This is a genomic window from Nocardiopsis sp. FR4 (assembly GCF_009830945.1).
Taxonomy (GTDB): domain Bacteria; phylum Actinomycetota; class Actinomycetes; order Streptosporangiales; family Streptosporangiaceae; genus Nocardiopsis.
This window is the reverse complement of sequence record NZ_ML776457.1, coordinates 21,973-45,764: the sequence shown is the minus strand read 5'-3', so window position 1 is coordinate 45,764 and position 23,792 is coordinate 21,973. Positions and strand designations below refer to the sequence as shown.

Sequence of the window (23,792 nt, the reverse complement as noted above, 5' to 3'; positions counted from 1 at the left end):
GGACGGACGGGGTCGTGGCGGTCACCGGTAGGCCCCTCTCAGCATGGTGGACACGTAGACGGCGATGAACACCAGCGAGATCACCAGCATGACCACGGCCAGCGCGGAGCCGAAGCCCACCCGGCTGGCCTCGCCGATGACGTTGGAGGTCACCAGCGCGGAGATCAGCTCCAGGCCGTTGCGGCCCCGGTTGATGACCCACACGATGTCGAAGGCGCGCAGTGCGTCGATGACGGTCACGACGACCACGACCAGGTTGATCGGCAGCAGGGCGGGGAAGACGACCCGGGTGAACGTGCGCACCGGGCCGGCGCCGTCGATGGCGGCGGCCTCGCGCAGCGAGGGGTCGACGGCCTTCAATCCGGCCAGGTAGAGCAGCATGATGTAGCCGGTGTGCCGCCACCCGGCCGCGACCAGCACCGCGTACAGGTTGATGTCGGGGTCGCCGAACCAGTCCACGGGCGGGGCGTCGGCGGCCAGGGCGAGGAAGGCGTTGAGCAGCCCCTGGTCGCGGGAGTAGACGAGCTGCCAGATGAACCCGACCAGGGCCAGCGACAGCACGACCGGCATGTAGAACGCGCTCTGGTACAGGGATCCGCCGCGCAGTCGGCGGTCCAGCAGCACGGCCAGGAGCATGCCGAGGACGGTGGGGAAGGCGAACAGGACCACCAGCCACACGAGGTTGTTGCGCAGCGCCGGTTCGAACGGCGGGTAGATCGTGAACGCGTCCACGTAGTTCTGGGCACCGATCCACTCGATGGTCTCCGGGCCGCCGATGCCGTCCCAGCGGGTGAACGACAGGGCGACCGTGGCCAGGGCGGGCAGCCAGACCAGGCCGACCACGAGCAGTGCGGGCACGCCCAGCATGAGGGCCAGGGTGATCCGGTCCGCCCGGCCGTTGCGCAGGCTGGGGCGCCGGGGCCGGCCGGGGCGGCGGTCCGGCGGCCGGGGCAGGGTGCGCCCCTCCCGGGGCGGTGCGGGGGCGTTGGACACCACGCCTTCTCCCTTCTGGTTCAGCGGCCGAAGATGGAGACCTTCTGGCGCTGGATGCTGGCGGTCAGGTCGGCGAGGTCGTCGGGCTGGCGCAGGAAGCGCTGGAGGGCGGGGATCATGACGACGGAGGCGAAGTCGGGGCGGGTGTCGCGGTCCATGTACTGGGTGAGCGCCCCGGCGGCGTTGATCATGTCGCTGACGCGGGCGTCCAGTCCGGTGAACCCGCTGGTGTCGGCGTCCTGGTGGATGGGCAGCGCCTGCGGGTCGATCGCGGTGTAGAGCTCCTGGGCCTCCAGGGAGCCCAGGTGGCCGAGGAGTTCGTGGGAGCCCTCGGCATTGCGCGGGTCCCCCGACACCATGAACCCGTCGATGGGCGCCTCGACCGCGTCGGCGCCGATCTCGGGATCGAACTCGGGGAAGGGGAAGCAGTCCAGGTCCTCGCGGTCCTCCCCCTCGGGGAAGACGTGGGTGATGAACAGGCCGCAGAGCATCATCCCGGCCTCGCGCCGGACCAGGGCGGTCTGGGCCTCGTTGATCCCGCGGCCCAGGGGGTCGGGCTGGTGGTGGGGCAGCAGTTCGGCCCAGGCGCCGAAGACGCTCCGGACCTCGGGGGTGTCCCAGGAGTGGTCGCCGTTGAGGAGTTCCAGGTGGTACTCGGGGCCGTTGATCCGCAGGTTGAGGTGGTCGAACATGCCCATCGCGGGCCAGCCCTCGCGGATTCCCGAGGCCAGGGGTTCGAGCCCGTCCGCGCGCATGCGCTCGCAGAGTTCGACGAACTCCTCGCGGGTGGCGGGGACCTCGTACCCCCTCTCCTCGAACAGGCTCCTGCGGTAGAAGACCGCCCAGGGCGCGGTGGAGTCGGGGACCATGTACTGCCTGCCGTCGTCGGCGGTGCACAGGCTGCGGACCTGGTCGGTGAAGGCGCCCTGGAAGTGCCGTTCCCAGACCGGGGTGACGTCGCTGATCAGGCCGCGCTCGGCGAAGAAGCGCATCCGGTAGCCCGCGAACCAGGCGATGACGTCGTCCGGGGTGCCCTGGAGGTAGTTGTTGAGGCTCTCCTGGAACGAGGTGGAGTCGAAGGTGTTGATCTCCACGGTGCGCCCGGAGGCGGCCTCGAAGAGCCCGACGCTCTCGGCGACGGCCTCGCGCTGGGCGGGGTTGGCCCGGTTGGAGGCCATGGTGACCAGGTCGGGGTCCGTGCGGCGGCCCGCGCCGCACCCGCCCAGGCCCGGCAGGGCGAGCAGGGCCCCGGCTCCGGCCATCCCGCGCAGCAGGGAACGGCGGGCCGGGCCCGGTGGTCCGGGGGGTCTGTGGTGCATCGGGGGTCCTCCGAACATGTGTGAAGGCGGTCACACGAACGATGCACACATAGTCAGCACCCCTCGCCCGACTTGTCAACACTTGCCAACGTTTTCCAACATTTACCATCAGGGATTCCGCCGCCCGTTGACACCGATCCGGAACATGACACACTGTTTCCAACAAGAAGAAACATTTTCCACCACCCAGGGGGGCGGATGCTGGCCGCACAACGGCAGGAGCTGATCCTCGAACAGGTGCGGCGCGCCGGAGCCGTCCGGGTCGCCGACCTCGTCGAGAGCCTCGCGGTGTCGGACATGACCGTGCGGCGGGACCTGGACGCCCTGGAGAACCGGGGAGAGGTGCGCAAGGTGCACGGCGGCGCCGTCGCCCCGGAGAGCGCGCGCACCGAGGAGCCGGGCTTCGAGGCCAAGTCCACCCGCCAGGCGGACGAGAAGCACGCGATCGCCCGGGCGGTGGCCGAGCTGGTCGAACCGCACACCGCCGTGGGCCTGTCCGCGGGCACCACCACCGCCGCCGTCGCCGAGTACCTGGCCGACACCCCCGGCCTGACGGTGGTCACCAACTCCCTGCGGGTGGCCGAGGTGTTCCACCGCGCCGCCCGGCCCGACCAGACCGTGGCGCTCACCGGGGGCTTCCGCACCCCCTCCGACGCGCTCGTGGGCCCGCTCGCGCTCGCCTCCATCCGCGGCCTCAACCTGGACACCCTCGTCCTGGGGGTGCACGGCATGCAGGAGCGCGCCGGGTTCACCACCCCCAACCTCATGGAGTCCGAGACCAACCGTGCCCTGGTGGAGGCCGCCGCCCGCCTCGTCGTGGCCGCCGACCACAGCAAGTGGGGCACCGTGGGGATCAGCACCATCGCGCCGCTGGACCGCTGCGACGTGCTGGTCACGGACTCGGGCGCCGACCCGGCCGTGCGGGAGACCCTGTCCGAACACGTGGGCCGCCTGGTGGTCGCCGACGTCCCGCCCCGGGAGGAGGGGGAATGAGGAGGACCTCCGCGCGCCTGGCCGACGGGCGTGAGATCGTCTACTTCGACGAGGGCGACACCGTCCGGCGGCCCGTCCCCGACCAGCGCGGGCTGCCGCCGTCCGCGACCGGCTCGGAGATGCGCTTCGACCCGCTGCTGCGCGAGTGGGTGGTCGTGGCCTCCCACCGCCAGGGGCGCACCCACCTGCCCCCCAGCGACGACTGCCCGCTGTGCCCCTCGGCGGACGGGCGGCACACCGAGATCCCCGACCCCTCCTACGACGTGGTGGCCTTCGAGAACCGCTTCCCGTCGCTGGTCGCCGACGACGGGCGGGTCCTGTCCGACGTCGGCGAGCTGGAACCCTCCCGCCGGGTGGGCGCGGGCCGCTGCGAGGTCCTCGTCTTCGGCTCCGACCACAACGCCTCCTTCGCCGACCTGGGCCCCGAGCGGGCGGGCACGGTCATGGAGGCCTGGATCGACCGCACCCGCGCGCTGTCCGCGATGCCCGGCGTGGAGCAGGTGTACTGCTTCGAGAACCGGGGCCCGGAGATCGGGGTGACCCTGCACCACCCGCACGGGCAGATCTACGCGCTGCCCTTCGTGGCCCCGCGCACCCTGCGCATGCTCGACTCCGCCGAGGAGTACCGCGCGCGCACCGGGGGCGACCTGTTCGGCGACGTCCTGCGCGCCGAGCAGGAGGCCAAGACACGGGTGGTCGCGCGCACCGAGCACTGGACGGCGTTCGTCCCGGCCGCGGCGCGCTGGCCGGTGGAGGTGCACCTGTACCCGCACCGCCGGGTGCCCGACCTGCCCGCGCTCTCCGCCGCGGAGCGGAAGGACTTCGGCCGCCTGTACCTGGACGTGCTGCGCCGCTTCGACTCGCTCTACGACGCGCCGCTGCCCTACATCTCCGCCTGGCACCAGGCGCCCGTGCGCGAACGGCGCGACCTGGCCCGCCTGCACCTGGAGCTGTTCTCGGTGCGGCGCGCCGCGGACAAGCTCAAGTACCTGGCCGGAACCGAGTCCGGCATGGGCGTGTTCATCAGCGACGTCGCGCCCGAGACCATCGCCGAGCGCCTCCGGGAGGCCGCACCGTGAAACTGCTCGTCACCGGCGGCGCCGGGTACGTGGGCAGCGTGGTCACCGCGCTGCTGCTCAAGGAGGGGCACGAGGTGACCGTGCTCGACGACCTGTCGACCGGGCACCGCGACGCCGTACCCGACGGGGCCCGGCTGGTGGTCGCCGACCTGCACGAGGCCTCCGACGTCCTGGACCCGTCGGTGGAGGCCGTCCTGCACTTCGCCGGCAAGTCCCTGGTCAGCGAGTCGGTGCGGAGCCCCGGGCTGTACTGGCGCACCAACGTGTCGGGGACGCTGGCGCTGCTGGAGGCCGCGCTGTGCCACGGGGTGCGGCGGCTGGTGTTCTCCTCCAGCGCCGCCACCTACGGCGAGCCCGCCTCCCGCGCGCCGCTGCGCGAGACCGACCCGGCGGTGCCCACCAACCCCTACGGCGCCACCAAGCTGGCCGCCGACCACCTCCTGGAGTCGTGGTCGCAGGCCTACGGTCTGGGAGCGGTGAGCCTGCGCTACTTCAACGTGGCCGGGGCCTTCCTGGGTTTCGGCGAGCGGCACGAGACCGAGACGCACCTGGTGCCGAACCTGCTGAAGGTGGCCGCCGGGGAGAGCGAGCACGCGCGGGTGTTCGGCACCGACTACCCGACCCCGGACGGCACGGCGGTGCGCGACTACCTGCACGTGGCCGACCTGGCCGACGCGCACCTGCGCGCCCTGGAGCACGTGCGGCCGGGCGCCTTCCGCGTCCACAACCTGGGAACCGGCGGCGGGCACAGCGTGCGCGAGGTGATCGAGGCGGTCCGCCGGGTCACCGGCCGCCCGGTGCCCGTGGTCGACTCCCCCCGCCGTCCGGGCGACCCGGCCGTGCTGGTCGCCGCCAACGACCGGGCCCGGCGGGAGCTGGGCTGGGAACCCGTGCGCACGCTCGACCGGACCGTGGCCGACGCGTGGGAGTTCGCCCGCCGGGAGGAGCGGTGAGCGGGACGGAACGGCGGGTGGACGGCCTGGGCGACGCCTTCCGCGCGGCCTTCGGAGCCGGTCCCCGGGGGGTGTGGACCGCGCCGGGGCGAATCAACCTCATCGGCGAGCACACCGACTACAACGACGGGTTCGTGCTCCCCTTCGCCCTGCCGCACACGCTGACCGCCGCGGCCTCCGCGCGGTCGGACGGCACGGCGCGGCTGCGCTCCCGGCAGTCCCCCGAGGCGCACGATGTGGCGCTGGCCGACCTGGACCCCGGCCGGGTCCGGGGGTGGGCCGCCTACCCCTGCGGCGCCCTGTGGGTGCTGCACGAGGAGGGGTACCCGGTGACGGGGCTGGACCTGCTGGTGGACAGCACCATCCCGACCGGCGCGGGGCTGTCCTCCTCGGCCGCGCTCTCGTGCGCGACCGTCATGGCGGCGGCCGAGCTGCACGGCGCCGCTCTCGCGCCCGCGGAGGTGGCCCGGCTGGCCCAGCGGGTGGAGAACGACTTCGTGGGCATGCCCTGCGGCATCATGGACCAGTCCGCGTCCATGCTCTCGACCGAGGGCCACGCCCTGTTCATGGACACGCGGTCGCTGGAGGCCGTGCAGGTGCCCTTCGACCCCGCGGCGCGGGGACTGACCGTACTGGTGGTGGACACCCGCGCCCCGCACCGGCTGGTGGAGGGCCACTACGCCGACCGGCGCCGCTCCTGTGAGGCGGCCGCGCGTTCCCTGGGGGTGGCGGCCCTGCGCGACGTCGGGGACCTGGCGGCGGCGCTGGACGCCCTGCCCGACGAGGTGTCCCGTCGCCGGGTGCGCCATGTGGTGACCGAGAACGCGCGGGTGCTGCGCGCGGTGGACCTGCTGCGCGCGGGGGACCTGCGCGCGGTGGGGCCCCTGCTCACCGCCTCCCACGCCTCGCTGCGCGACGACTACGAGGTCAGCGTCGCGGAGGTGGACACCGCGGTGGAGGCCCTGCTGGCCGCGGGCGCCCTGGGGGCGCGGATCACCGGCGGCGGCTTCGGCGGGTGCGTGGTCGCCCTGGTGGAGTCCGACCGCGTGGAGGTGTGCGCGAAGGCGGTCCGGGAGGCCTACCGGGAGCGGGGCTTCTCCGCGCCGGAGGCGTTCGGGGCGCTGCCCTCAGCGGGGGCCCGGCGGCTGGCCTGACCGCCCCGGGGAGACGGGGCCACCCTCGGGGACCGGGGCCGCCTCCGTCCGTGGGAGCGTTTCCATGGAGAATGGCCGACAGCGGCGGCGCGGAGCGAAGGAGTATGGCATGGGCCTCAGGTTCGGACTGCTGGGCACGGGTTACTGGGCGGCGGAGACGCACGCCGCGGCACTGGACGCGCACCCCGGCGCCGCCCTGGCGGGGGTGTGGGGGCGCGACCCCGCCAAGGCCGCCGCGCTCGCGGAGCGGTACGGGACCCGCGCCCACACCGAGGTGGACGCACTCCTGGCGGAGGTGGACGCCGTGGCCGTCGCCCTGCCGCCGGACGTGCAGGCCGAACTCGCGCTGCGCGCGGCGCGGGCGGGCAGGCACCTGCTGCTGGACAAGCCGGTGGCGCTGACCACCGCCGCGGCCGACGCCCTGGCCGCCGAGGCGGGGCGGCGCGGCCTGGCCTCGGTGGTGTTCTTCACCAACCGCTTCTCCGACAACGTGACGGAGTTCCTGGACTCGGCCGCCGCCGAGGGGGGCTGGCACGGGGTGCGGGCGACGCTGTTCGCGTCGATCTTCGAGCCCGGCAACCCCTACGGCGCCTCCCCCTGGCGCAGGGAGAAGGGCGGCCTGTGGGATGTGGGCCCGCACGTGCTCTCCCAGGTGCTGCCGGTGCTCGGCCCCGTCACCAGGGTGAGCGCGCTCGCGGGGCCGAGGGGCACCACGCACATGCTCACCCGGCACGCGGGCGGCGCGGTCGGCTCCTTCGCGGTGACGCTGGACGCCGCTCCGGCGGAGCGGGCCTTCGAGGTGGTCCTGCACGGAGAGCGGGGCTGGGTCCCGGTCCCCAGCGGCGACCGGGGTCCCGTCGCGGCCTTCACCTCGGCGGTCGACCGGCTTCTGGCCCAGGTGGAGGGTACGGTCGGCGACCCGTGCGACGTGCGCTTCGGCCGGGACGTGGTGGCCGTGCTGGAGGCCGCCGAGTCCTCGCTGGCCACCGGGCGGACCGTGGACGTGGCCGCCGGATAGGCGGACAGGGCCGCCGGGAGGGCCCGGCGGCCCGGAGCGGGGCGGAGCGGGGCGGGGCGGGGCGGAACCGCTACGCGGTCCGGCCCTTGGCGCTCCTGGCGTAGAAGCCGTCCGCGAAGTAGACGATCGCGGCGGCCACCAGCACCTGCACGATGAGGACGAAGAGCCAGAACGACGTGAAGAAGCTGGCGATCCAGCCGCCCACGAAGGCGGCCACGATACCCAGGACCAGCGTCAGCCAGATCGGCAGGTGCTGCTTGCCCGGGACGACGAGGCGCCCCAGCGCGCCGATGATCAGACCGACGATGATCGCGGTGATGATTCCGGTGATCTCCATTGGGTTCCTCCGGATGTAGACGCAACCCCCTACTTCCCGCTGCGCCAGAGGGAAAACACGCCCGGGTCTCGCCGGGGCCGAACCTTCGACGCCGTTTGGCTGCCCCGCCCCTCTCCCCCGCCCCGGCGCGTTCCCTCCGGTGTGCGCCGGTGCCCGCCGGAGCCGCGGATCAGCGGATCAGCGGATCCAGGACCAGCCCGCCGGTTCCGCGTGCGCGCACGCGAACGTGTCGGACCGGGAGAAGACGCGGAGAGGGGGAACGGACACGGGGACCTCCGAGGAGAGCTATGGCTGGAGAACACCGGGGCATGCTCCGGGATCCCGGGGAGCCCGGGAGTACCAGCCGTGCGGGCAGAATACTGAGCAACACCACCTCATACCCGCCTTTCGGACATTTCCACGCGGGCATTCCCTCAGGCCCCTTCCGGCTGACACGTCGTCGGGAGGGCGCGCCCCTTCTGCCCTGCGCAGAAGACCCGCGGCCCCCTCCCCCTCCGGGCCCGCCCCGGCGTAGGCTCGCGGGCAAAGACCGCCAGACGGGAGGCCCCGATGACCGACGTCCTACGCTCCCTGGAGGAGGCCCGCACGGGTGGCCGGGAGCCGGAGGAGCCCCTCATGCGCGACCTCATCGGCGACCTGCTGCGGCGCACCCGGACCGAGCAGGGCCGGACCCTGCGCGAGGTGGCGGAGGAGGCCCAGGTGTCGCTGCCCTACCTGAGCGAGATCGAGCGGGGCCGCAAGGAGGCCTCCTCCGAGGTGCTCGCCGCGGTCTACCGCTCCCTCGGCCTGAGCATGTCCGACGTCCTGGGCGCCCTGTACGAGCGCAGCGTGCTGGGCGGCCCCCGGCGGACCGGCACCTCGCTGGGCGAGTACCGCCGGGCCGGTTCGCCCTCCGTCGCCGCTCCCGCGCCCCGGGCCCAGGCGCTGTCCCTGGCCGCCTGAGGCCCCCGGCCGCCCGCGCCGGGCGGGTCCGCGAGGGGTACGCCCCCCGCGGACCCGCCCGGGCCAAGGCGAAGCGGAGGCCCGGAGAACACCGTCAGGCCGCGCTCCGGGCCGCCGGGGCGACCTCCCGGGTGGTGATGATCCCGTCCACCAGGCCGTACTCCCTGGCCTGCTCGGCCGTGAAGATCTTGTCCCGGTCGGTGTCGGCGCGCAGCCGCTCCTGCGTCTGCCCGGTGTGCCGGGCCAGGATCTCCTCCACCTGGGCGCGGATCCGCATGATCTCCTCGGCCTGGATCTCCAGGTCGGCGGCGACCCCCTGCCCCTCGGCGGACGGCTGGTGCAGCAGCACCCGGGCGTGCTCCAGCGCCATGCGCTTGCCGGGCGCGCCCGCGGCGAGCAGCACCGCCGCCGCTGAGGCCGCCTGGCCCATGCACACCGTGGCCACGTCCGCGCGCACGAAGCGCATGGTGTCGTAGATCGCGGTCAGTGCGGTGGCCGAGCCGCCCGGGGAGTTGATGTAGAGCTGGATGTCGCTCTCGCTGGACTCGTAGTCCAGGTGGAGCATCTGGGCCATGACCACGTTGGCGACGTCGTCGTCGATCGGCGTCCCCAGGAACACGATCCGCTGCGAGAGCAGCCTGCTGAAGACGTCGAAGGACCGCTCGCCGTGCGGGGTGCGCTCCACCACCATCGGAACCGTGTAACGACCGCTCATCAGTGCTCTCCCCCCGCGCGCGTGGCGAACCCGGGCGCGCTGGCGCCCAGCCTCAGACCGCTGCCGTTCATCTCGGCGGCGGACGAGACGACGTGGTCCACGAACCCGTACTCCCTGGCCTCCTGGGCGGTGAACCAGGCGTCGCGGTGCTGGTCCCGCGCGATGGTCTCCTCGGACTGACCGGTGTGCCGCGCGATCAGCCGCACCATGGTCTGCTTGGTGTGCGCCAGGTTCTCGGCCTGGATGGCGATGTCCGCCGCGGTCCCGCCCAGCCCGCCCGAGGGCTGGTGCATCATGATCCGCGCGTGGGGCAGGCTGTACCTCTTGCCCGGGGCGCCGACGCAGGCCAGGAACTGGCCCATGCTCGCCGCGAAGCCCATGACCAGGGTGGACACGTCGTTGGGGACGAAGTTCATCGTGTCGTAGATGGCCAGCCCCGCCGAGATGACCCCGCCCGGGCTGTTGATCGCCAGCGTGATGTCCCTGCGCGGGTCCTCGTCGGCCAGCAGCAGGATCTGCGCGCACACGCGGTTGGCGCTGGTCTCGTCCACCTGCGTGCCCAGGAGCACGATGCGGCTGCGCAGCAGGCGCGCGGCCAGCTGGTCGTCGAAGGCGCCGCCGGGGCCCTCCTCCGCGAGCCGTTGTCTGATCGCCATGGAACCTCCCTCATCCGGCCACGGGGCGGGGCGTTCGCCCGCCCGGCCGGTGGTTCCAGCCTGCGGCGGCGGCCCCGGCGGGCGCCACGTTTTCGGCCCGGGGCAGATCTGCCCACGGCAGAGGGGCTCCGGGGCGGTCGCTCAGATCTCGTCCACGGCCTCGCGCAGGTCGCGCAGGAGGGTGATGAACAGGGGGCGCAGCGAGGGGTCGATGGCCTCGAAGAGCCGCCGCTGCTTGTGCTCGCGCTCCCGGCGCAGGCTGGCGAGGACCCGCTCGCCCTCCTCGGTGACGGCCACCACCGTGCTGCGTTCGTCACGTTCGGACCGACGGCGCGCCAACATGCCCTTGCGCTCCAGCTGTTGGATCATGCGTGTGGCGGAAGGAGAGGAAACACCGACAATCTGGGCGACCGCGCCGACGCTGGGCGCCTCCATCCCGCGCACGGCCTCCATGAGGAGCGTCTGCGTGAGGGTGAGCCCCTCGGCTCCCCGCGGGCCGTGGCCGCCGCGGAAACGGGCGTGGATCGCCGCGTTGATGAGTTCGGTCCAGGCGCGCTGGAACTCCTCAAGCTCGGCACCGTGCCGGTCGGCACGGGGTTCGTGGGTCTCGTCGGGCACGAAACGGTCCTCGCAGGCTGGGCTCGACGCACGGATTGTCGGCCGCGCAGTGGTTTGACGTTTGTGTAGCTTAACTATTAAATAGCTTGTACACGCAAGTTCACATGGTTCCCTGCCCCCTCAGGACCGCAGCGACACCCCGTCCACCGATCCGGTCGGAGGCTGGACGGACCGCCGCCGGGGGGCAGCGGACGTCCGTCCGGGGGTGGACGGGCCCGGACCGGTCCGGGAGGGCGTATTGACCACAGTGCTGATCGCGCATTTCGTCGCGGCTGCGATCGCGCCCTTACTCGTGCGCCAGTGGGGCCGGGGCGCCTTCCTCGCCCTGGCCGTGGTCCCCGGGCTGTCGACCGTGTGGGCCCTGTTCCAGCTGCCGGCCGTGCTGGGCGGCGAGGCGCTCTCCTCCTCCGCGGAGTGGGCCCCGGAGTTCTCGCTCCGGCTCGGCCTGCACATGGACGGCCTGGGCCTGGTCATGACGCTCATCGCCGCGGGCGTGGGCGCGGTGATCCTGGTCTACTGCGCCCGCTACTTCACCGACTCCGAGCCCGGCCTCGGGCGCTTCGCCGGGGTCTTCGTGGCCTTCGCCGGGGCCATGCTCGGCCTGGTGCTGGCCGACGACCTCATCCAGCTCTTCGTGTACTGGGAGCTGACCACGGTCTTCTCCTACCTGCTCATCGGACACAGCACCGAGGTCAAGGAGAGCAGGCGGGCGGCCATGACGGCCCTGACCGTCACCACCTTCGGCGGTCTGACGATGCTCGTGGGCATGATCCTGCTCGGTGAGGCCGCCGGGACCTACGTCATCTCCGAGATCACCGCCGCGCCGCCCGGCGGCACCGCGGTCGACGTCGCGCTCGCGTTGGTCATGGTCGGCGCGATGTCCAAGTCCGCGCTCCTGCCGTTCAGCCTGTGGCTGCCCGCGGCCATGCGCGCCCCCACGCCGGTCTCCGGCTACCTGCACGCCGCGGCCATGGTCAAGGCGGGCGTCTACCTGGTGGCCCGGCTCGCCCCCGCCTTCCACGACGCCGCCGTGTGGCACTACACGGCACTGTCCTTCGGCACGGTCACCATGGTCCTGGCCGGGTGGAAGGCGCTGCGCCAGTACGACCTCAAGCTCGTGCTGGCCTACGGCACCATCAGCCAGCTCGGCTTCCTCATCACCCTGTTCGGCGCGGGGACCCAGGCCGGTGCCGTCGCCGGGATCTCCATGCTCGTCGCGCACTCGCTGTTCAAGGCGCCGCTGTTCCTGGTGGTCGGCGTGATCGACCACAGCACCGGCACCCGCGACCTGCGTGAACTGTCCGGGCTGCGCACGTCCATGCCGGTGACCTTCTGGACGGCGGTCCTGGCGGCGGCCTCCATGGCGGGCCTGCCGCCCACCCTCGGGTTCGCCGCCAAGGAACTCGCCTTCGGCGCCTTCGAGCACGGCGGCGGCGCCGACACCGCGGTCCTGGCCGGCCTCGTGGTAGGCACGTGCTTCACGGTCGCCTACACCCTGCGCTTCCTGTGGGGCGCCTTCTCCGTCAAGGAGGGCGCCTCCCCCACCCCGGTGCACGAGCCCGGTCCGCTGTTCCAGGCGCCCGGCCTCCTGCTGGCCGGGCTCGGCCTCCTGGGCGGCCCCCTCTCCGGACTGCTCGACCCCCTCCTCGCCGTGTACGCCGACACCGTGCCCGTCGCCCCGGGCGAGAAGGCCGAGCACCTGGCGCTGTGGCACGGCCTGGGCCTGCCCCTGCTGCTGTCGGCGGTGTGCTGGGGCGGCGGCCTCGTGCTGTTCCTCCTCCGCCACCAGGTGGTGTGGCTGGGCAACCGCACGGCGCTGCCGGACGCCGACCGGGTCTACCGGCGCATGCTCGCCTGGCTGGAGGACGTGGCCCTCCAGGTGACCGGCCGCACCCAGCGCGGTTCGCTGCCCGTCTACCTCGGCACCATCCTCATCGCCCTGGTCGTGGCCGCCGGGTGGTGGATGGTCGGCGGACGGCTCTGGGAGGGCGACCACCCGCCGCCGCGCCCGTGGGACTCCCCGGTGCAGATCATCCCCGGCGTCGCCATCGTCGTCACCGCCCTGCTGACGCTCTTCGTGCGGCGGCGGCTGTTCGCGGTGGTCCTCGTCGGGACCGGCGGCTACGGCGTCGCCACCCTCTTCTACGTCATGGGCGCGCCCGACATCGCGCTCACCCAGTTCCTGGTGGAGACCGTCAGCCTGGTGGTCTTCGTCCTGGTGCTGCGCCGCTTCCCCCCGCGCTTCTCGGCACCCGCCCTGCGCGGCAGGCGGGTGTGGAACCTGGCGCTGGGCCTGGCCACCGGGGTCGTCGTGGCCTCTCTCACCTGGTTCGCCCTGGCGGGCCGCACGGAACCCTCGATCGCCGAGGACTACCCCGCCGCGGCCGAGGAGGCGGGCGGCTACAACATCGTCTCGGTCCTGCTCGTCGACGTCCGCGCCTGGGACACCATGGGCGAGATCTCCGTGCTCGCCGCGGCGGCGGCCGGTGTGGCCAGCCTGATGTTCGTGCGCCGCCGCGCGCAGCCGCGCAAGGCCCCGGGCGGGGTCATGGCCCTGTCGCTCACCACGGCACCGCAGCGCGGCGACGGCGACGTGGACCTGGGCGGGGTCCGGATCGCCCCGCGCAGCGCGCACATCCGGCCCCGGTGGCGGCACACATGGCTGCCCGGAGCCGACGCCCTGCCCACCGAGCGCAGGTCGGTCATCTTCGAGGTGGTCTCGCGCTTCCTCTTCCCCGTGGTCATGGTGATCTCGGTGTACCTGCTGCTGACCGGGCACGGCTCGGTCGGCGGCGGCTTCGCGGGCGGCATCGTCGCGGGGCTGGCGTTCATCGTCCGCTACCTGGCCGGGGGCCGCTTCGAGCTGTACGCCACCGCGTGGGTGCAGCCGGGAGCTCTGATCGGCGCCGGACTGGCCGTGGCCACCGGCACCGCGCTGGGCGGCGCCGTCTTCGGCACCGACGTCCTCGCGGGGGGCCACGCCTACATCGACCTGTGGATCCTGGGCGAGGCACACGTCACGGTCTCCCTGCTCTTCGACTTCGGCGTGTACCTGCTGGTCATCGGGCTGATCCTGGACATCCTGCGCAGCCTCGGCGCCCGCATCGACGAACAGATCGAACGGGACTCCGCGCGTGTAGGGGCACAGGGCGGGGCCGGGGCGTCCGAACGCGCCGAGGAGGTCATCTCGTGAGTGAGTCCCCCAGCCTGCTCATCGTCATCGTGGTCGGGGTCCTGGTCGCCGTGGGCGTCGTGCTCCTGCTGGAGCGCAGTCTGACCCGGGTCCTGCTCGGCTTCATCGTGCTGAGCAACGGCGTCAACCTCATGATCCTGGCGATGGCCGGCGAACCCGGCGGCCCGCCGGTCATGTGGCTGACGGACCCGGAGGAGATGACCGACCCGCTGCCGCAGGCGATGATCCTGACCGCGATCGTCATCACCCTCGGCGTCACCGCGTTCCTGCTGGCCATGGCCTACCGGAGCTGGCAGCTGGAGGGCAACGACGAGGTCCAGGACGACGTCGAGGACCTGCGGATCGCCCAGGACGAGGGGCGGCGCGCGGTGCGCCAGCGCTACCTCAAGGAACGGCGCAGGCTCCAGGCCGACATCCGCCGCCAGCGCGCGGAGCTGCAGGCCCGCATCGCCGTCGCCGACGCCCGTGAGCTGGCCGAGCAGGCCCGGATCAAGGCCGAGATCGCCCGGGCCCGGGCCGAGCTGGCCCGCTACGAGCTGGAGGCCGAGGACCACGACCCCGACGAGCGCTCCCAGGAGACCATGCGCCGCCTGAGCGACCGCGCCGAGAGCATGACCGTCCAGGTCCAGGAACTGCGCGCGCGGATCCGGCTGGGGCGCAAGCGGCTGCGCGAGCACCGCCGGGCCGACCGCGCCGCCGAGCGCGAGCTGTGGCGCGAGCTGCGCCGCCGGGTCCGCGCCCAGCGGCGCCGGGCGCGCCAGACCATGCGGGTCGAGCGCGAGCGCCTGGCCCGGGCGGAGGACAGCGACCTGCAAGGGAACGAGTGACCATGATCGTGGACTACCTCGCGGGCCTCCTGCACTACCTCATCCCCCTGCCGGTGGTGCTCCCGCTGTTCGCGGCCGGCGTGAAGCTCGCCATGGGCATCCGGTGGCCGCGCCTGCAGCAGGCGCTGAGCGTGATCGCCCTGGCCCTGGTGCTGGTCATCGGCTTCGCGCTGATGCTGGGCGCGCACGCGCACGGCCCGCAGGTCGTGCAGGTGGGCGGCTGGGAGGCGCCGATCGGCATCACCCTGGTCGCCGACCGGCTCTCCGCGCTGATGGTGACGGTGTCGGCGGCGATCACGCTGGCCGTGCTGGTGTACTCCATCGGCCAGGGCATGGCGGGCAAGGCCGAGGTGGCGCCCCTGTCGGTGTACCAGCCGACCTACCTCATCCTGGTGGCGGGCGTGTCCAACGCCTTCCTGGCCGGTGACCTGTTCAACCTGTACGTCGGGTTCGAGATCCTGCTGACCGCCAGCTACGTGCTGCTGACCCTGGGTGGCACCCAGGCCCGGATGCGGGCGGGGGCCACCTACGTGGTGGTGTCGCTGGTGTCCTCGGTGCTGTTCCTCATCGCCATCGCGCTGGTCTTCGGCGCCGCCGGAACGGTGAACATGGCCCAGCTCGGCGAGCGGCTGCCGGAGCTGTCCACCGAGTTGAAGGCGACCCTGCAGATCGTGCTGCTGTTCGCCTTCGGCATCAAGGCCGCGGTGTTCCCGCTGGCGGCCTGGCTGCCCGACTCCTACCCCACGGCGCCAGCGCCGGTCACCGCGGTCTTCGCGGGCCTGCTCACCAAGGTGGGCGTGTACGCGATCATCCGCACGCAGACGCTGCTCTTTCCCGGGGAACAGCTCAACGGCCTGCTGATGTGGGTGGCTCTGGCGACGATGATCATGGGCATCCTGGGCGCGGTCGCGCAGACCGACATCAAGCGTCTGCTGTCCTTCACCCTCATCAGCCACATCGGCTACATGGTCTTCGGCGTGGCCCTGGGCAGCGAGCAGGGCATGACGGGCGCGGTGTTCTACGTCGCGCACCACATCACGGTGCAGACCACGCTGTTCCTGGTCACCGGGCTGATCGAACGCCGGGGCGGCTCCACGTCCCTGGACCAGCTGGGCGGCCTGGGACGGATCGCGCCGGTGCTGGCGGTCCTGTTCTTCGTCCCGGCGATGAGCCTGGGCGGGATCCCGCCCCTGTCGGGCTTCCTCGGCAAGGTCGGCCTGCTCCAGGCGGGCGTGGCCGCGGGCACCCCGCTGGCCTACACCCTGGTGGGCGCGTCGGTGCTGACGAGCCTGCTCACGCTGTACGTCATCGCCCGGGTGTGGAGCTACGCGTTCTGGCGCTCGCCCTCGGAGGGCATTGTGGCCGAACCGGGCACCGTCCTGGAGGACGCCGACACCGACGAGCCCTCCACCGCGGCCCTGGGCCCCGGTGAGGCGGTCGGCCCCTCCTCCCGGCTGCGCTACTCCTCGACCGCGACCACCCCGGTGGTCACCTCGGTCGTCCTGCCCCGGACCATGGTCGGCGCCACGGTGGCGCTGGTGGTCCTCGGGCTCCTCCTGACGGTGTTCGCGGGACCGCTCATCGGGTACTCGTCGGAGGCGGCGGTGGAACTGCAGTCACGCACCCCCTACATCGACGCGGTTCTCGGAGGTCACCGGTGATCGACGCGCGGGACAGGAAGAGGATCGGCCTGACGGGGCTGCGGCGCCGCCTGGGCAAGGTCCAGCTGCCGATGGCACTCGGCATGACCCTGGTGTGGATGCTGCTCTTCGACGGCTTCCAGCTCCGGCGGGAGTCGCTGGGCCTACTGGTCCTGGGCTTTCTGGTGTCGGTGGTGATCATGGTGCTGTTCCCGCTGCCGCCCATCACTCCGGGGCCCCGTTTCCACCCGGTGCACCTCGTCCGGCTGATCGTGCACGTGCTCACCGAGATGGCCGTCGCCAGCTTCCAGGTCACCGTGCTGACCTTCCGCCCCGGACGGGTGCGCAGCTCGGTGGTGGCGGTGCGGATGCGCACCGACTCGGACCTGACCATGGTGGCCACGGCGATCGCCGCCTCGATCATCCCCGGCACCCTGATCGCGGAGATCAACCGGCCCGAGCGGATCCTGTACGTGCACATGCTGGGCGCGGACAGCGACCGGACCATCGAGAAGGGCCGCCGGGACGTGTGGACGCTGGAGGAGCGCTTCGTCATGGCTCTGGGCACCCACGAGGACATCGCCGCGCTGCGCGCGGGCGGACCCGAGGAGCTCGAACGAAAGGGGGGCGCGTGAACGTCCTGTGGATCGCCGTCGGCGTCATGCTGGGCGTGGCGGCGCTGGCGGGCGTGGCCCGGATGGTCATGGGTCCGAGCATCCTGGACCGGGCGCTGTCGGTGGACGTGCTGGTCGCCTCCGCGCTGACCGGAGCGGGGGCCTACGCGGCCTTCCACCGCGACCCCACCGTGCTGCCGACCCTGCTGGCGCTGTCCCTGCTGGGCTTCGTCAGCTCGGTCAGCATCGCCAAGTTCGTCGCCCGGCGCATGCAGCAGGAGCACATCGCCCCGCCCACCGACACGCATCCGACCTCGGCGACGCCCACCGACGCGGTACCCGGGTCCGAGCGGCCCGAGAGGGGGGAGGCCTCGTGAGCGAGCAGCTCATCGCCGTGCTGGACTGGGCGGCGCTCCTGTGCATCCTGGCCGGGGCCATGCTCTCCCTGGTGGCCGGGGTGGGGCTGATCCGCTTCCCCGACCTGCTCTCGCGCATGCACACGGCGGCCAAGCCGCAGATCCTGGGCCTGCTGCTGGTGCTGGTGGGGATCGGTCTGCGGCTGGTGCCGGTGGAGACCAACGTGTTCAGCGTCGGAACGCTGGTGCTGGTCGGGCTCTTCCAGATGGTCACCATCCCGGTGGCCGGGCACATCACCGCGCGGGTGGGCTACCGGACCGGGCGCATCGACGAGGAGTCCCTGGCCCGCGACGAGCTGGCCGAACGCCTGGAGGCCCGGCCCGCCGACGAGGAGCGCTAGGCCGTGCCCGCTTCGGGCCTCCGCTTCGCTCCGGTCCGCGTTCAGGCGCCTCGAAGCGCGGGAACCCCGCGGGCGCCCGAACGCCCCCATGGCTGAAGCCCGGCTCGCACAACAGGCCTCAGCCCGTTCCGGCCGCCGGGCCCGGGGGCCGCGGCGGCCGGAGGGGCTCACAGGTGCCCGGCCTCGTCGTCGGTCATGAGCCGGGAGCGGATGAGGAAGCGGTTGCCCGTGGGCGCCTCCAGGGAGAAGCCCGATCCGCGCCCGGGGACGACGTCGATGGTCAGGTGGGTGTGGCTCCACACCTCGAACTGCGCGCGGGACATCCACACCGGCACCGGTTCGGGAGCGCCGACGTCCAGGTCTCCCAGGTGGACGTCCGACCCGCCGGTGCGGAACTCCCCCGCCGGGTAGCACATCGGCGAGCTCCCGTCGCAGCACCCGCCGGACTGGTGGAACATGAGCGGCCCGTGTTCGGCCCGCAGGTCGCGCAGGAGGGCGGCCGCCGCCCCGGTGACGGCCACCCGTTCCGCCCGACCGCGGTCGGAGTCGTCCATCAGAACAGCCCCAGCGCCCTGTCGGAGTAGCTGACCAGCAGGTTCTTGGTCTGCTGGTAGTGGTCGAGCATCATCTTGTGGTTCTCCCGGCCGATCCCGGACTGCTTGTACCCGCCGAACGCGGCGTGCGCCGGGTAGGCGTGGTAGTTGTTCACCCACACGCGGCCCGCCTGGATGTCGCGGCCCGCCCGGTAGGCGGTGTTGCCGTCGCGCGACCACACGCCCGCGCCCAGCCCGTACAGGGTGTCGTTGGCGGTCCTGAGGGCGTCGTCGTAGTCGTCGAAGCGGGTCACCGAGACCACCGGGCCGAAGATCTCCTCCTGGAAGATCCGCATGCTGTTCCGGCCCTCGAAGACGGTCGGGGTGACGTAGTAGCCGCCGGACAGGTCGCCGCCGAGGTCGGCCCGCTCCCCGCCGGTGAGCACCTTCGCCCCCTCCTTCCGCCCGATGTCGATGTAGGACAGGATCTTCTCCAGCTGGTCGTTGCTGGCCTGGGCGCCGATCATGGTGGCGGTGTCCAGCGGGTTCCCCTGCCGGATCAGGCCCACCCGGTGCAGGGCGTCGCCCATGAAGCGGTCGTAGACGGCGTCCTGGACCAGCGCCCGGGAGGGGCAGGTGCACACCTCCCCCTGGTTGAGGGCGAAGAGGGCGAAGCCCTCCAGAGCCTTGTCGTAGAAGGCGTCGTTGGCGGCGGCCACGTCGGCGAAGAAGATGTTGGGGCTCTTGCCGCCCAGCTCCAGGGTGACCGGGATGAGGTTCTCCGACGCGTACTGCATGATGAGGCGCCCGGTGGTGGTCTCGCCGGTGAAGGCGACCTTGCGCACGCGGGAGCTGCTGGCCAGCGGCTTGCCCGCCTCCACGCCGAAGCCGTTGACGACGTTGACCACGCCGGGCGGCAGCAGGTCGGCGACCAGCTCCACGAGCAGCAGGATCGAGGCGGGGGTCTGCTCGGCGGGCTTGAGCACGACCGCGTTCCCGGCGGCCAGCGCGGGTGCGAGCTTCCAGGTGGCCATGAGCAGGGGGAAGTTCCAGGGGATGATCTGGACGACCACCCCCAGGGGCTCCTGGAAGTGGTAGGCGACCGTGTCGCCGTCGATTTGGGAGGTGTGCCCCTCCTGGGCCCGGATCGCCCCGGCGAAGTAGCGGAAGTGGTCCACGGCGAGCGGCAGGTCGGCGGCCAGGCACTCGCGGACGGGCTTGCCGTTCTCCCACGACTCGGCGACGGCGAGCCGCTCCAGGTTCTCCTCGATCCGGTCGGCGATCCGGTTGAGGACCAGGGCCCGCTCAGCGGCGGAGGTGCGGCCCCAGGCGGGGGCGGCGCCGTGCGCGGCGTCCAGGGCCAGCTCCACGTCCTCGGCGCCGCTGCGGGCGACCTCGGTGAAGGTGCGCCCGGTGACGGGGGTGGGGTTCTCGAAGTACCGCCCCCGGACCGGCCTCACCCACTCGCCGCCGATCCAGTTGTCGTAGCGGGGCGCGTACTCGACGACGCTGCCCGGCTGGCCAGGGGGTGCGTAGATCGCCATCGGGGTCTCCTCTCCTCGGCAGGGACAGGGGTGACGCTAGACACGGCGACGTTGCGACCACGTTGCGCGCGGGCGTCCTCACCCGCCGAGCCAGCGCAGCCTGGCGCGCAGGGCGGCGTGGCGCGGGGAGCCGGGGTCCAGGGCGCGCAGGGCCGCGGCCAGCGCCCGGGGGTCCTCGCGCCACTCGGGGTGCTCGACCCAGTCCAGGAGCACGTCCGGTGGAGCGCCCGCGCCGAGGACCTCGCACACCTCGGCCTGGAGGGCGTCGCGGACCTCGGCCACCCCGGGCGCCTCCGAGCGGGGCAGCACCGGCCCGGCGTAGGCCTCCAGGGCGCTCCGGTACCGGCCCCGGGCCAGGTGGCGGCACACCTCGTCGACGTCGGTCTCCAGCGGGCGGCACAGGCGGTAGGGGCGCGAGTCGAGCAGGCCGGGGCCCAGCAGGCGGCGCAGGCGCGAGACCTCGGCGCGGACGGTGACCGGGGCGGCGTCGCGCTCGTGCAGGCGGGCGCCGAGCGCCTCGCCGGTCAGCCCGCGCGGGGCGCGGGCGAGCAGGAGCAGGATCTCGGCGTGGCGGGCGCTCAGCTCCAGGTCCCGCCCGTCCAGGGTGAGGCGGGCGCCGTCGCGGCCCAGCACCCGCAGACGGGCGGGCGCCGCGTCGGAGCGCGGTGCGGTCGGCGCCTCCCCCCGCCGTCCGCGCGACGGCGGTCCGGGGACGGGCCCGCGGTCGCCGGCGCGCAGGGCGCGCAGTTCCATCTCGGCGGCGGTGGCGGCGGCGCGGACCAGGGCCAGCGCCTGCGGTGAGGCGAGGTGGTTGTCCCCGGTGATGTCGAGGACGCCGAGGAGGGCGCCGGTGCCGGGGTCGTGCAGGGGTGCCGCCGAGCAGCTCCAGGGCTGGGCGCACCGGGCGAAGTGCTCGCTGGCGAACACCTGCACCTCGTGGTCGAGGGCGAGCGCGACCCCGGGCGCGTTGGTCCCGGCCGAGCGCTCGTGCCAGTTGGCGCCCTCCACGAAGAGCATGTCCTCGGCGCCGCCGCGCAGCCGGGCGTCGCCCTCCACCCACAGCAGCCGCCCCGCCGCGTCGCCGACCGCGACGATCTGGGGGCCGGGCGCGGTGTCCAGGAGCAGGCGCCTCAGCAGCGGCATGACGGCGGCCAGCGGGTGCGCCTCGCGGTAGTCGCGCAGGGCGGACCCGGTGAGCTCGATCCGGGGCACGGTGGTGTCGGGGTCCACCCCGTGCAGGGCGCTGCGCTGCCAGGAGTCGCCCACGACGGGGCGGACCCGGCCGCTGACCCGGCCGGAGCCGGTGAAGCGCTCGTGGGCCACCGCCACGTCCCGGCGCACCGCCTCGGGGTCGGCGTCCCACGCCCACGCGTTCCAGGCCCCCGACATGCGCGCTCCCTCCGCCTCGCCGACGGCGGACCACGCGAGGAACCGCCAAACCCTGATTGAAACCGGACACGCCCCTCCTGACAAGGGGTTCTCCGTGTTCCGGCCGCCGGGAGGGCCCGCCGCTATCCCGCGGCGGTCAGGCCCAGGGGCCCGTCCGGGGCGGGGGCGAAGTGGCGGGCCACGTCCTCGTCGGTGACCGCCTCCAGGGTGTCCGGGACCCACTTGGGCGAGCGGTCCTTGTCGACCACCCGGGCCCGGACGCCCTCCACCAGGTCGGGCGAGGACAGGGCCGCGCAGGAGACCCGGTACTCCTGCTCCAGGACCTCGGCGAGCCCGGGCAGCTCCCGGGCCCGGCGCAGCGCGGCCAGGGTCACCTTGACCGAGGTCGGCGACTTTCCGGCGATGGCGCGGGCCGCCTTCGCGGCCTCGGGATCGCCGTGCTCGCGCAGCCGGGCCACGACCTCCTCCGCGGTGTCGGCGGCGTAGCAGGCGTCGATCCAGTGCCGGTGGGCCTCCAGCGCGGGGGCCGGGGCGGGCTCGGCGAACCGCTCCGCCGCCGCGGCGGCCTCGGCCGCGGTGGCGGCGCCGGTGAGCGCGCTCGTGAGGTCGGCGAGGCGTTCGGAGGGCACGAAGTGGTCGGCCAGGCCCAGGTACAGGGCGTCGCCCGCGCCGACCGGCTCGGCGGTGAGCGCCAGGTGGGTTCCGGTCTGGCCGGGAGCGCGGGACAGCAGGAAGGTGCCGCCCACGTCGGGCACGAACCCGATGGCGGTCTCGGGCATGGCGACCGCGGAGCGCTCAGTGACGATCCGGACCGAGCCGTGCGCGGACACGCCCACGCCGCCGCCCATGACCACGCCGTCCATGATGGCGACGTAGGGCTTGGGGTAGCGGGCCACGCGCGCGTTGAGGAGGTACTCGTCCCGCCAGAACGCCGCCGCCAGGCGTCCGCCCTCCCGGGCGCTGGCGCGGATGGCGCGGATGTCGCCGCCCGCGCACAGGCCGCGTTCCCCGGCCCCGTCGAGGAGGACCGCGGCGACCGCGTCGTCGTCCGCCCAGGCGTCCAGGGCCGCGCGCAGGCGGCGCACCATGGCGTGGTCGAGGGCGTTGGCGGCGCGCGGGCGGTTCAGGGTCAGGTGGCCGAGGCGGCCCCGGACCCTGGCCAGGACCGTGTCGCCGTCCCCGGACGCGGCGGCGGGCATCAGAGGTCCCCTCGGCGGACGGCGGCGGGGATCGGGTTCACGCTTTCCTCCCGGGGGTCGGGTCCGGCCGCGCGGTTCGGCGGTTCGGCGGTTCGGCGGTTCGGCGGTTCGGCGGTTCGGCGGTTCGGCGGTTCAGCGACGATCCTCCCAGGTCCCCGGCCCCGGCGGTCACGGCGCCCCGGCGGAAGCGCCGCCGACCCGGCGTGCGCGGGCAGGGGCGGAGGCGCGCCGGGCGCACCCGCGCCCGGCGCGTGGGTGGAGCGGGGGGACCGGGGCCTGGGTCAGGAGGCCGTCCGATCGCCGAGGGTGCGCAGCAGGCCGTGGGCCTCCTCCAGGCGGACGGGGAAGACCTCCGGGGTCTCCGCCAGACGCATGGCGGTGAGCTCGCAGGCCATCGCGGTGTGGGCGGCGAGCACGGCGACGTTCTCGGCGGTGTCCGCCTCCACCAGGGCGCCCGCGAGCCGGTTCGCCCGCTGCTGGCGGGTGAGCAGGTAACGCGAGCGCAGGTCGGCGCTCTCCCGGAGCAGGCGCGTGAGCACGGCGGAGTGCGCGGGTGAGAGCGCGGTGTGCGGTCTGACGGCGGCGCCCGCCCCCCGGAGGAGTTCGAGTGCGGCGGGCAGGTCCGCGCCCACCGGGCGGTCGGCGTTCTCCCTCACATGGGCGCACATGCGTTCGGTCTCGGCAGCGTCATCGGCGAACAGCACCTGTTGTTTGTCGCCGAAGTACCTGAAGAAGGTGGTCCGGCCGACCTCGGCACGTTCGGCGATCTGGGCGACCGTGACGTTGTCGAACCCGTGCTCCGCGAAGAGTTGGAAGGCGGCTGACACGATCATGGCCCGGGCCTTGCGGCGTTTGCGGGCGTGGAGCGTGTCCGGGGGGTGGTGCATGAGGCGACCCTATCGAGTGGGAACCCGGTTCTTTCTGGTACGCGGGACCATTGGGACGGTAGTCCTGAAACGCGCCGTGGAACCGGGAGAGCGGGAAGTCGTCTGTCCTGTTGGTGTGGGGATCACGACCGCGGGGCACAGGACGGGGCCCGTGCGGTCGTACCGGTTGGCCCGGAATTTTATTGCAGACCAGTCCGCGTCCGACAACCGCCTTCCGCTTCGGGGAGAACACCCACCAGGAATGGGTTCCCTCCCCACGACGGATATGCCTGGGGTCGGATACCCGTTTTCTGGTCATCTCTTATTGAACATCTTCCTGGAAATAGTTCAGTTTCTTGAGAGTTCAAGGGGTCGGCGCGGCGCCGAAAGCACGCCGGGCGCGCTTTCGGCGCCGCGCCGACGGCGGAATTCCCGCCCCCCCAGCCACACTTG

Annotated in this window: 23 protein-coding genes; 12 read left to right on the top strand and 11 right to left on the bottom strand. The window is 73.2% G+C overall.

Features of this window, described 5'->3' with window-relative positions; genetic code table 11:
• Positions 1 to 21: 21 nt before the first annotated feature.
• Both FYW95_RS04455 and FYW95_RS04450 read right to left on the bottom strand, forming a co-directional pair.
• Positions 22 to 996, bottom strand: a complete 975-nt coding sequence (locus tag FYW95_RS04455; RefSeq protein WP_370462432.1) for a carbohydrate ABC transporter permease — start codon at positions 994 to 996, stop codon at positions 22 to 24.
• A 17-nt stretch (positions 997 to 1,013) separates the two neighbouring features.
• Complete coding sequence (locus tag FYW95_RS04450) at positions 1,014 to 2,312, bottom strand: ABC transporter substrate-binding protein (protein WP_159944825.1); 1,299 nt, start codon at positions 2,310 to 2,312, stop codon at positions 1,014 to 1,016.
• A gap of 198 nt (positions 2,313 to 2,510) precedes the next feature.
• Here FYW95_RS04450 and FYW95_RS04445 point away from each other — a divergent pair, with 198 nt between their 5' ends.
• The 5 genes from FYW95_RS04445 to FYW95_RS04425 all read left to right on the top strand — a co-directional run bounded on the left by FYW95_RS04445 (position 2,511) and on the right by FYW95_RS04425 (position 7,509).
• On the top strand, positions 2,511 to 3,305 hold the full coding sequence (locus FYW95_RS04445) for a DeoR/GlpR family DNA-binding transcription regulator (RefSeq protein WP_159944826.1): 795 nt from the start codon (positions 2,511 to 2,513) through the stop codon (positions 3,303 to 3,305).
• Positions 3,302 to 4,384, top strand: coding sequence for a galactose-1-phosphate uridylyltransferase (gene galT / locus FYW95_RS04440; RefSeq protein WP_159944827.1), 1,083 nt, complete (start codon positions 3,302 to 3,304; stop codon positions 4,382 to 4,384). Before FYW95_RS04445 ends, galT begins: the two co-directional genes overlap by 4 nt.
• The gene (gene galE / locus FYW95_RS04435; protein WP_159944828.1) at positions 4,381 to 5,337 is read left to right on the top strand and encodes a UDP-glucose 4-epimerase GalE; all 957 of its coding nucleotides are present in this window, start codon (positions 4,381 to 4,383) and stop codon (positions 5,335 to 5,337) included. Before galT ends, galE begins: the two co-directional genes overlap by 4 nt.
• The gene (gene galK, locus FYW95_RS04430) at positions 5,334 to 6,491 is read left to right on the top strand and encodes a galactokinase (RefSeq protein ID WP_370462433.1); all 1,158 of its coding nucleotides are present in this window, start codon (positions 5,334 to 5,336) and stop codon (positions 6,489 to 6,491) included. Before galE ends, galK begins: the two co-directional genes overlap by 4 nt.
• 109 nt (positions 6,492 to 6,600) lie before the next feature.
• Positions 6,601 to 7,509, top strand: coding sequence for a Gfo/Idh/MocA family protein (locus tag FYW95_RS04425; RefSeq protein WP_159944829.1), 909 nt, complete (start codon positions 6,601 to 6,603; stop codon positions 7,507 to 7,509).
• A 70-nt stretch (positions 7,510 to 7,579) separates the two neighbouring features.
• On the opposite strand, the gene FYW95_RS04420 is transcribed toward FYW95_RS04425, so the two are convergent.
• Entirely contained in the window at positions 7,580 to 7,846 is a 267-nt protein-coding gene (locus tag FYW95_RS04420; protein WP_159944830.1) for a GlsB/YeaQ/YmgE family stress response membrane protein, read from the bottom strand.
• 549 nt (positions 7,847 to 8,395) lie between these two features.
• Here FYW95_RS04420 and FYW95_RS04415 point away from each other — a divergent pair.
• Positions 8,396 to 8,788, top strand: coding sequence for a helix-turn-helix domain-containing protein (locus FYW95_RS04415; protein ID WP_159944831.1), 393 nt, complete (start codon positions 8,396 to 8,398; stop codon positions 8,786 to 8,788).
• A 94-nt stretch (positions 8,789 to 8,882) separates the two neighbouring features.
• On the opposite strand, the gene FYW95_RS04410 is transcribed toward FYW95_RS04415, so the two are convergent.
• The 3 genes from FYW95_RS04410 to FYW95_RS04400 all read right to left on the bottom strand — a co-directional run bounded on the left by FYW95_RS04410 (position 8,883) and on the right by FYW95_RS04400 (position 10,777).
• On the bottom strand, positions 8,883 to 9,503 hold the full coding sequence (locus tag FYW95_RS04410) for a ClpP family protease (RefSeq protein WP_159944832.1): 621 nt from the start codon (positions 9,501 to 9,503) through the stop codon (positions 8,883 to 8,885).
• Entirely contained in the window at positions 9,503 to 10,159 is a 657-nt protein-coding gene (locus tag FYW95_RS04405) for a ClpP family protease (RefSeq protein WP_159944833.1), read from the bottom strand. Before FYW95_RS04405 ends, FYW95_RS04410 begins: the two co-directional genes overlap by 1 nt.
• 141 nt (positions 10,160 to 10,300) lie before the next feature.
• Complete coding sequence (locus tag FYW95_RS04400; protein ID WP_159944834.1) at positions 10,301 to 10,777, bottom strand: MarR family winged helix-turn-helix transcriptional regulator; 477 nt, start codon at positions 10,775 to 10,777, stop codon at positions 10,301 to 10,303.
• 247 nt (positions 10,778 to 11,024) lie between these two features.
• Between FYW95_RS04400 and FYW95_RS04395 the strand changes: the two genes are divergently transcribed.
• From FYW95_RS04395 to mnhG, 6 genes are read left to right on the top strand one after another with little or no spacing between them, the layout of a single operon-like run.
• The gene (locus FYW95_RS04395) at positions 11,025 to 13,970 is read left to right on the top strand and encodes a Na+/H+ antiporter subunit A (RefSeq protein ID WP_159944866.1); all 2,946 of its coding nucleotides are present in this window, start codon (positions 11,025 to 11,027) and stop codon (positions 13,968 to 13,970) included.
• Positions 13,967 to 14,797, top strand: a complete 831-nt coding sequence (locus FYW95_RS04390) for a Na(+)/H(+) antiporter subunit C (RefSeq protein ID WP_159944835.1) — start codon at positions 13,967 to 13,969, stop codon at positions 14,795 to 14,797. The genes FYW95_RS04395 and FYW95_RS04390 overlap by 4 nt, the downstream gene beginning before the upstream one ends.
• A 2-nt stretch (positions 14,798 to 14,799) precedes the next feature.
• Positions 14,800 to 16,458, top strand: a complete 1,659-nt coding sequence (locus FYW95_RS04385) for a Na+/H+ antiporter subunit D (RefSeq protein WP_201294679.1) — start codon at positions 14,800 to 14,802, stop codon at positions 16,456 to 16,458.
• On the top strand, positions 16,455 to 17,072 hold the full coding sequence (locus tag FYW95_RS04380; protein WP_159944837.1) for a Na+/H+ antiporter subunit E: 618 nt from the start codon (positions 16,455 to 16,457) through the stop codon (positions 17,070 to 17,072). The genes FYW95_RS04385 and FYW95_RS04380 overlap by 4 nt, the downstream gene beginning before the upstream one ends.
• Positions 17,069 to 17,428: a monovalent cation/H+ antiporter complex subunit F gene (locus FYW95_RS04375; protein WP_159944838.1), complete on the top strand. Its 360-nt coding sequence runs from the start codon at positions 17,069 to 17,071 to the stop codon at positions 17,426 to 17,428. Before FYW95_RS04380 ends, FYW95_RS04375 begins: the two co-directional genes overlap by 4 nt.
• Positions 17,425 to 17,808, top strand: a complete 384-nt coding sequence (mnhG, locus tag FYW95_RS04370) for a monovalent cation/H(+) antiporter subunit G (RefSeq protein WP_159944839.1) — start codon at positions 17,425 to 17,427, stop codon at positions 17,806 to 17,808. The genes FYW95_RS04375 and mnhG overlap by 4 nt, the downstream gene beginning before the upstream one ends.
• Positions 17,809 to 17,975: 167 nt before the next feature.
• Here mnhG and FYW95_RS04365 read toward each other — a convergent pair whose 3' ends face one another.
• From FYW95_RS04365 to FYW95_RS04345, 5 genes are all read right to left on the bottom strand, one after another.
• Entirely contained in the window at positions 17,976 to 18,362 is a 387-nt protein-coding gene (locus tag FYW95_RS04365; protein ID WP_159944840.1) for a DUF779 domain-containing protein, read from the bottom strand.
• Positions 18,362 to 19,885 carry an acetaldehyde dehydrogenase ExaC gene (locus FYW95_RS04360; RefSeq protein ID WP_159944841.1) on the bottom strand — a complete coding sequence of 508 codons (1,524 nt, stop codon included), beginning with the start codon at positions 19,883 to 19,885 and terminating at the stop codon, positions 18,362 to 18,364. Before FYW95_RS04360 ends, FYW95_RS04365 begins: the two co-directional genes overlap by 1 nt.
• Positions 19,886 to 19,963: 78 nt before the next feature.
• On the bottom strand, positions 19,964 to 21,274 hold the full coding sequence (locus FYW95_RS04355; RefSeq protein WP_159944842.1) for a GAF domain-containing protein: 1,311 nt from the start codon (positions 21,272 to 21,274) through the stop codon (positions 19,964 to 19,966).
• 122 nt (positions 21,275 to 21,396) lie between these two features.
• Positions 21,397 to 22,473 (bottom strand): enoyl-CoA hydratase/isomerase family protein, encoded by a 1,077-nt coding sequence (locus tag FYW95_RS04350; RefSeq protein WP_159944843.1) that lies wholly within the window; start codon positions 22,471 to 22,473, stop codon positions 21,397 to 21,399.
• Positions 22,474 to 22,754: 281 nt separating this feature from the next.
• Positions 22,755 to 23,360 carry a TetR/AcrR family transcriptional regulator gene (locus FYW95_RS04345; protein ID WP_159944844.1) on the bottom strand — a complete coding sequence of 202 codons (606 nt, stop codon included), beginning with the start codon at positions 23,358 to 23,360 and terminating at the stop codon, positions 22,755 to 22,757.
• Positions 23,361 to 23,792 lie beyond the last annotated feature (432 nt).

Coding starts and splice junctions, on each gene's coding strand:
- FYW95_RS04450 (WP_159944825.1), bottom strand. CDS start 2,312: ATGCACCACAGACCCCCCGGACCACCGGGCCCGGCCCGCCGTTCCCTG.
- FYW95_RS04445 (WP_159944826.1), top strand. CDS start 2,511: ATGCTGGCCGCACAACGGCAGGAGCTGATCCTCGAACAGGTGCGGCGC.
- galT (WP_159944827.1), top strand. CDS start 3,302: ATGAGGAGGACCTCCGCGCGCCTGGCCGACGGGCGTGAGATCGTCTAC.
- FYW95_RS04425 (WP_159944829.1), top strand. CDS start 6,601: ATGGGCCTCAGGTTCGGACTGCTGGGCACGGGTTACTGGGCGGCGGAG.
- FYW95_RS04420 (WP_159944830.1), bottom strand. CDS start 7,846: ATGGAGATCACCGGAATCATCACCGCGATCATCGTCGGTCTGATCATC.
- FYW95_RS04415 (WP_159944831.1), top strand. CDS start 8,396: ATGACCGACGTCCTACGCTCCCTGGAGGAGGCCCGCACGGGTGGCCGG.
- FYW95_RS04410 (WP_159944832.1), bottom strand. CDS start 9,503: ATGAGCGGTCGTTACACGGTTCCGATGGTGGTGGAGCGCACCCCGCAC.
- FYW95_RS04405 (WP_159944833.1), bottom strand. CDS start 10,159: ATGGCGATCAGACAACGGCTCGCGGAGGAGGGCCCCGGCGGCGCCTTC.
- FYW95_RS04385 (WP_201294679.1), top strand. CDS start 14,800: ATGATCGTGGACTACCTCGCGGGCCTCCTGCACTACCTCATCCCCCTG.
- FYW95_RS04365 (WP_159944840.1), bottom strand. CDS start 18,362: ATGGACGACTCCGACCGCGGTCGGGCGGAACGGGTGGCCGTCACCGGG.
- FYW95_RS04360 (WP_159944841.1), bottom strand. CDS start 19,885: ATGGCGATCTACGCACCCCCTGGCCAGCCGGGCAGCGTCGTCGAGTAC.
- FYW95_RS04355 (WP_159944842.1), bottom strand. CDS start 21,274: ATGTCGGGGGCCTGGAACGCGTGGGCGTGGGACGCCGACCCCGAGGCG.
- FYW95_RS04350 (WP_159944843.1), bottom strand. CDS start 22,473: ATGCCCGCCGCCGCGTCCGGGGACGGCGACACGGTCCTGGCCAGGGTC.
- FYW95_RS04345 (WP_159944844.1), bottom strand. CDS start 23,360: ATGCACCACCCCCCGGACACGCTCCACGCCCGCAAACGCCGCAAGGCC.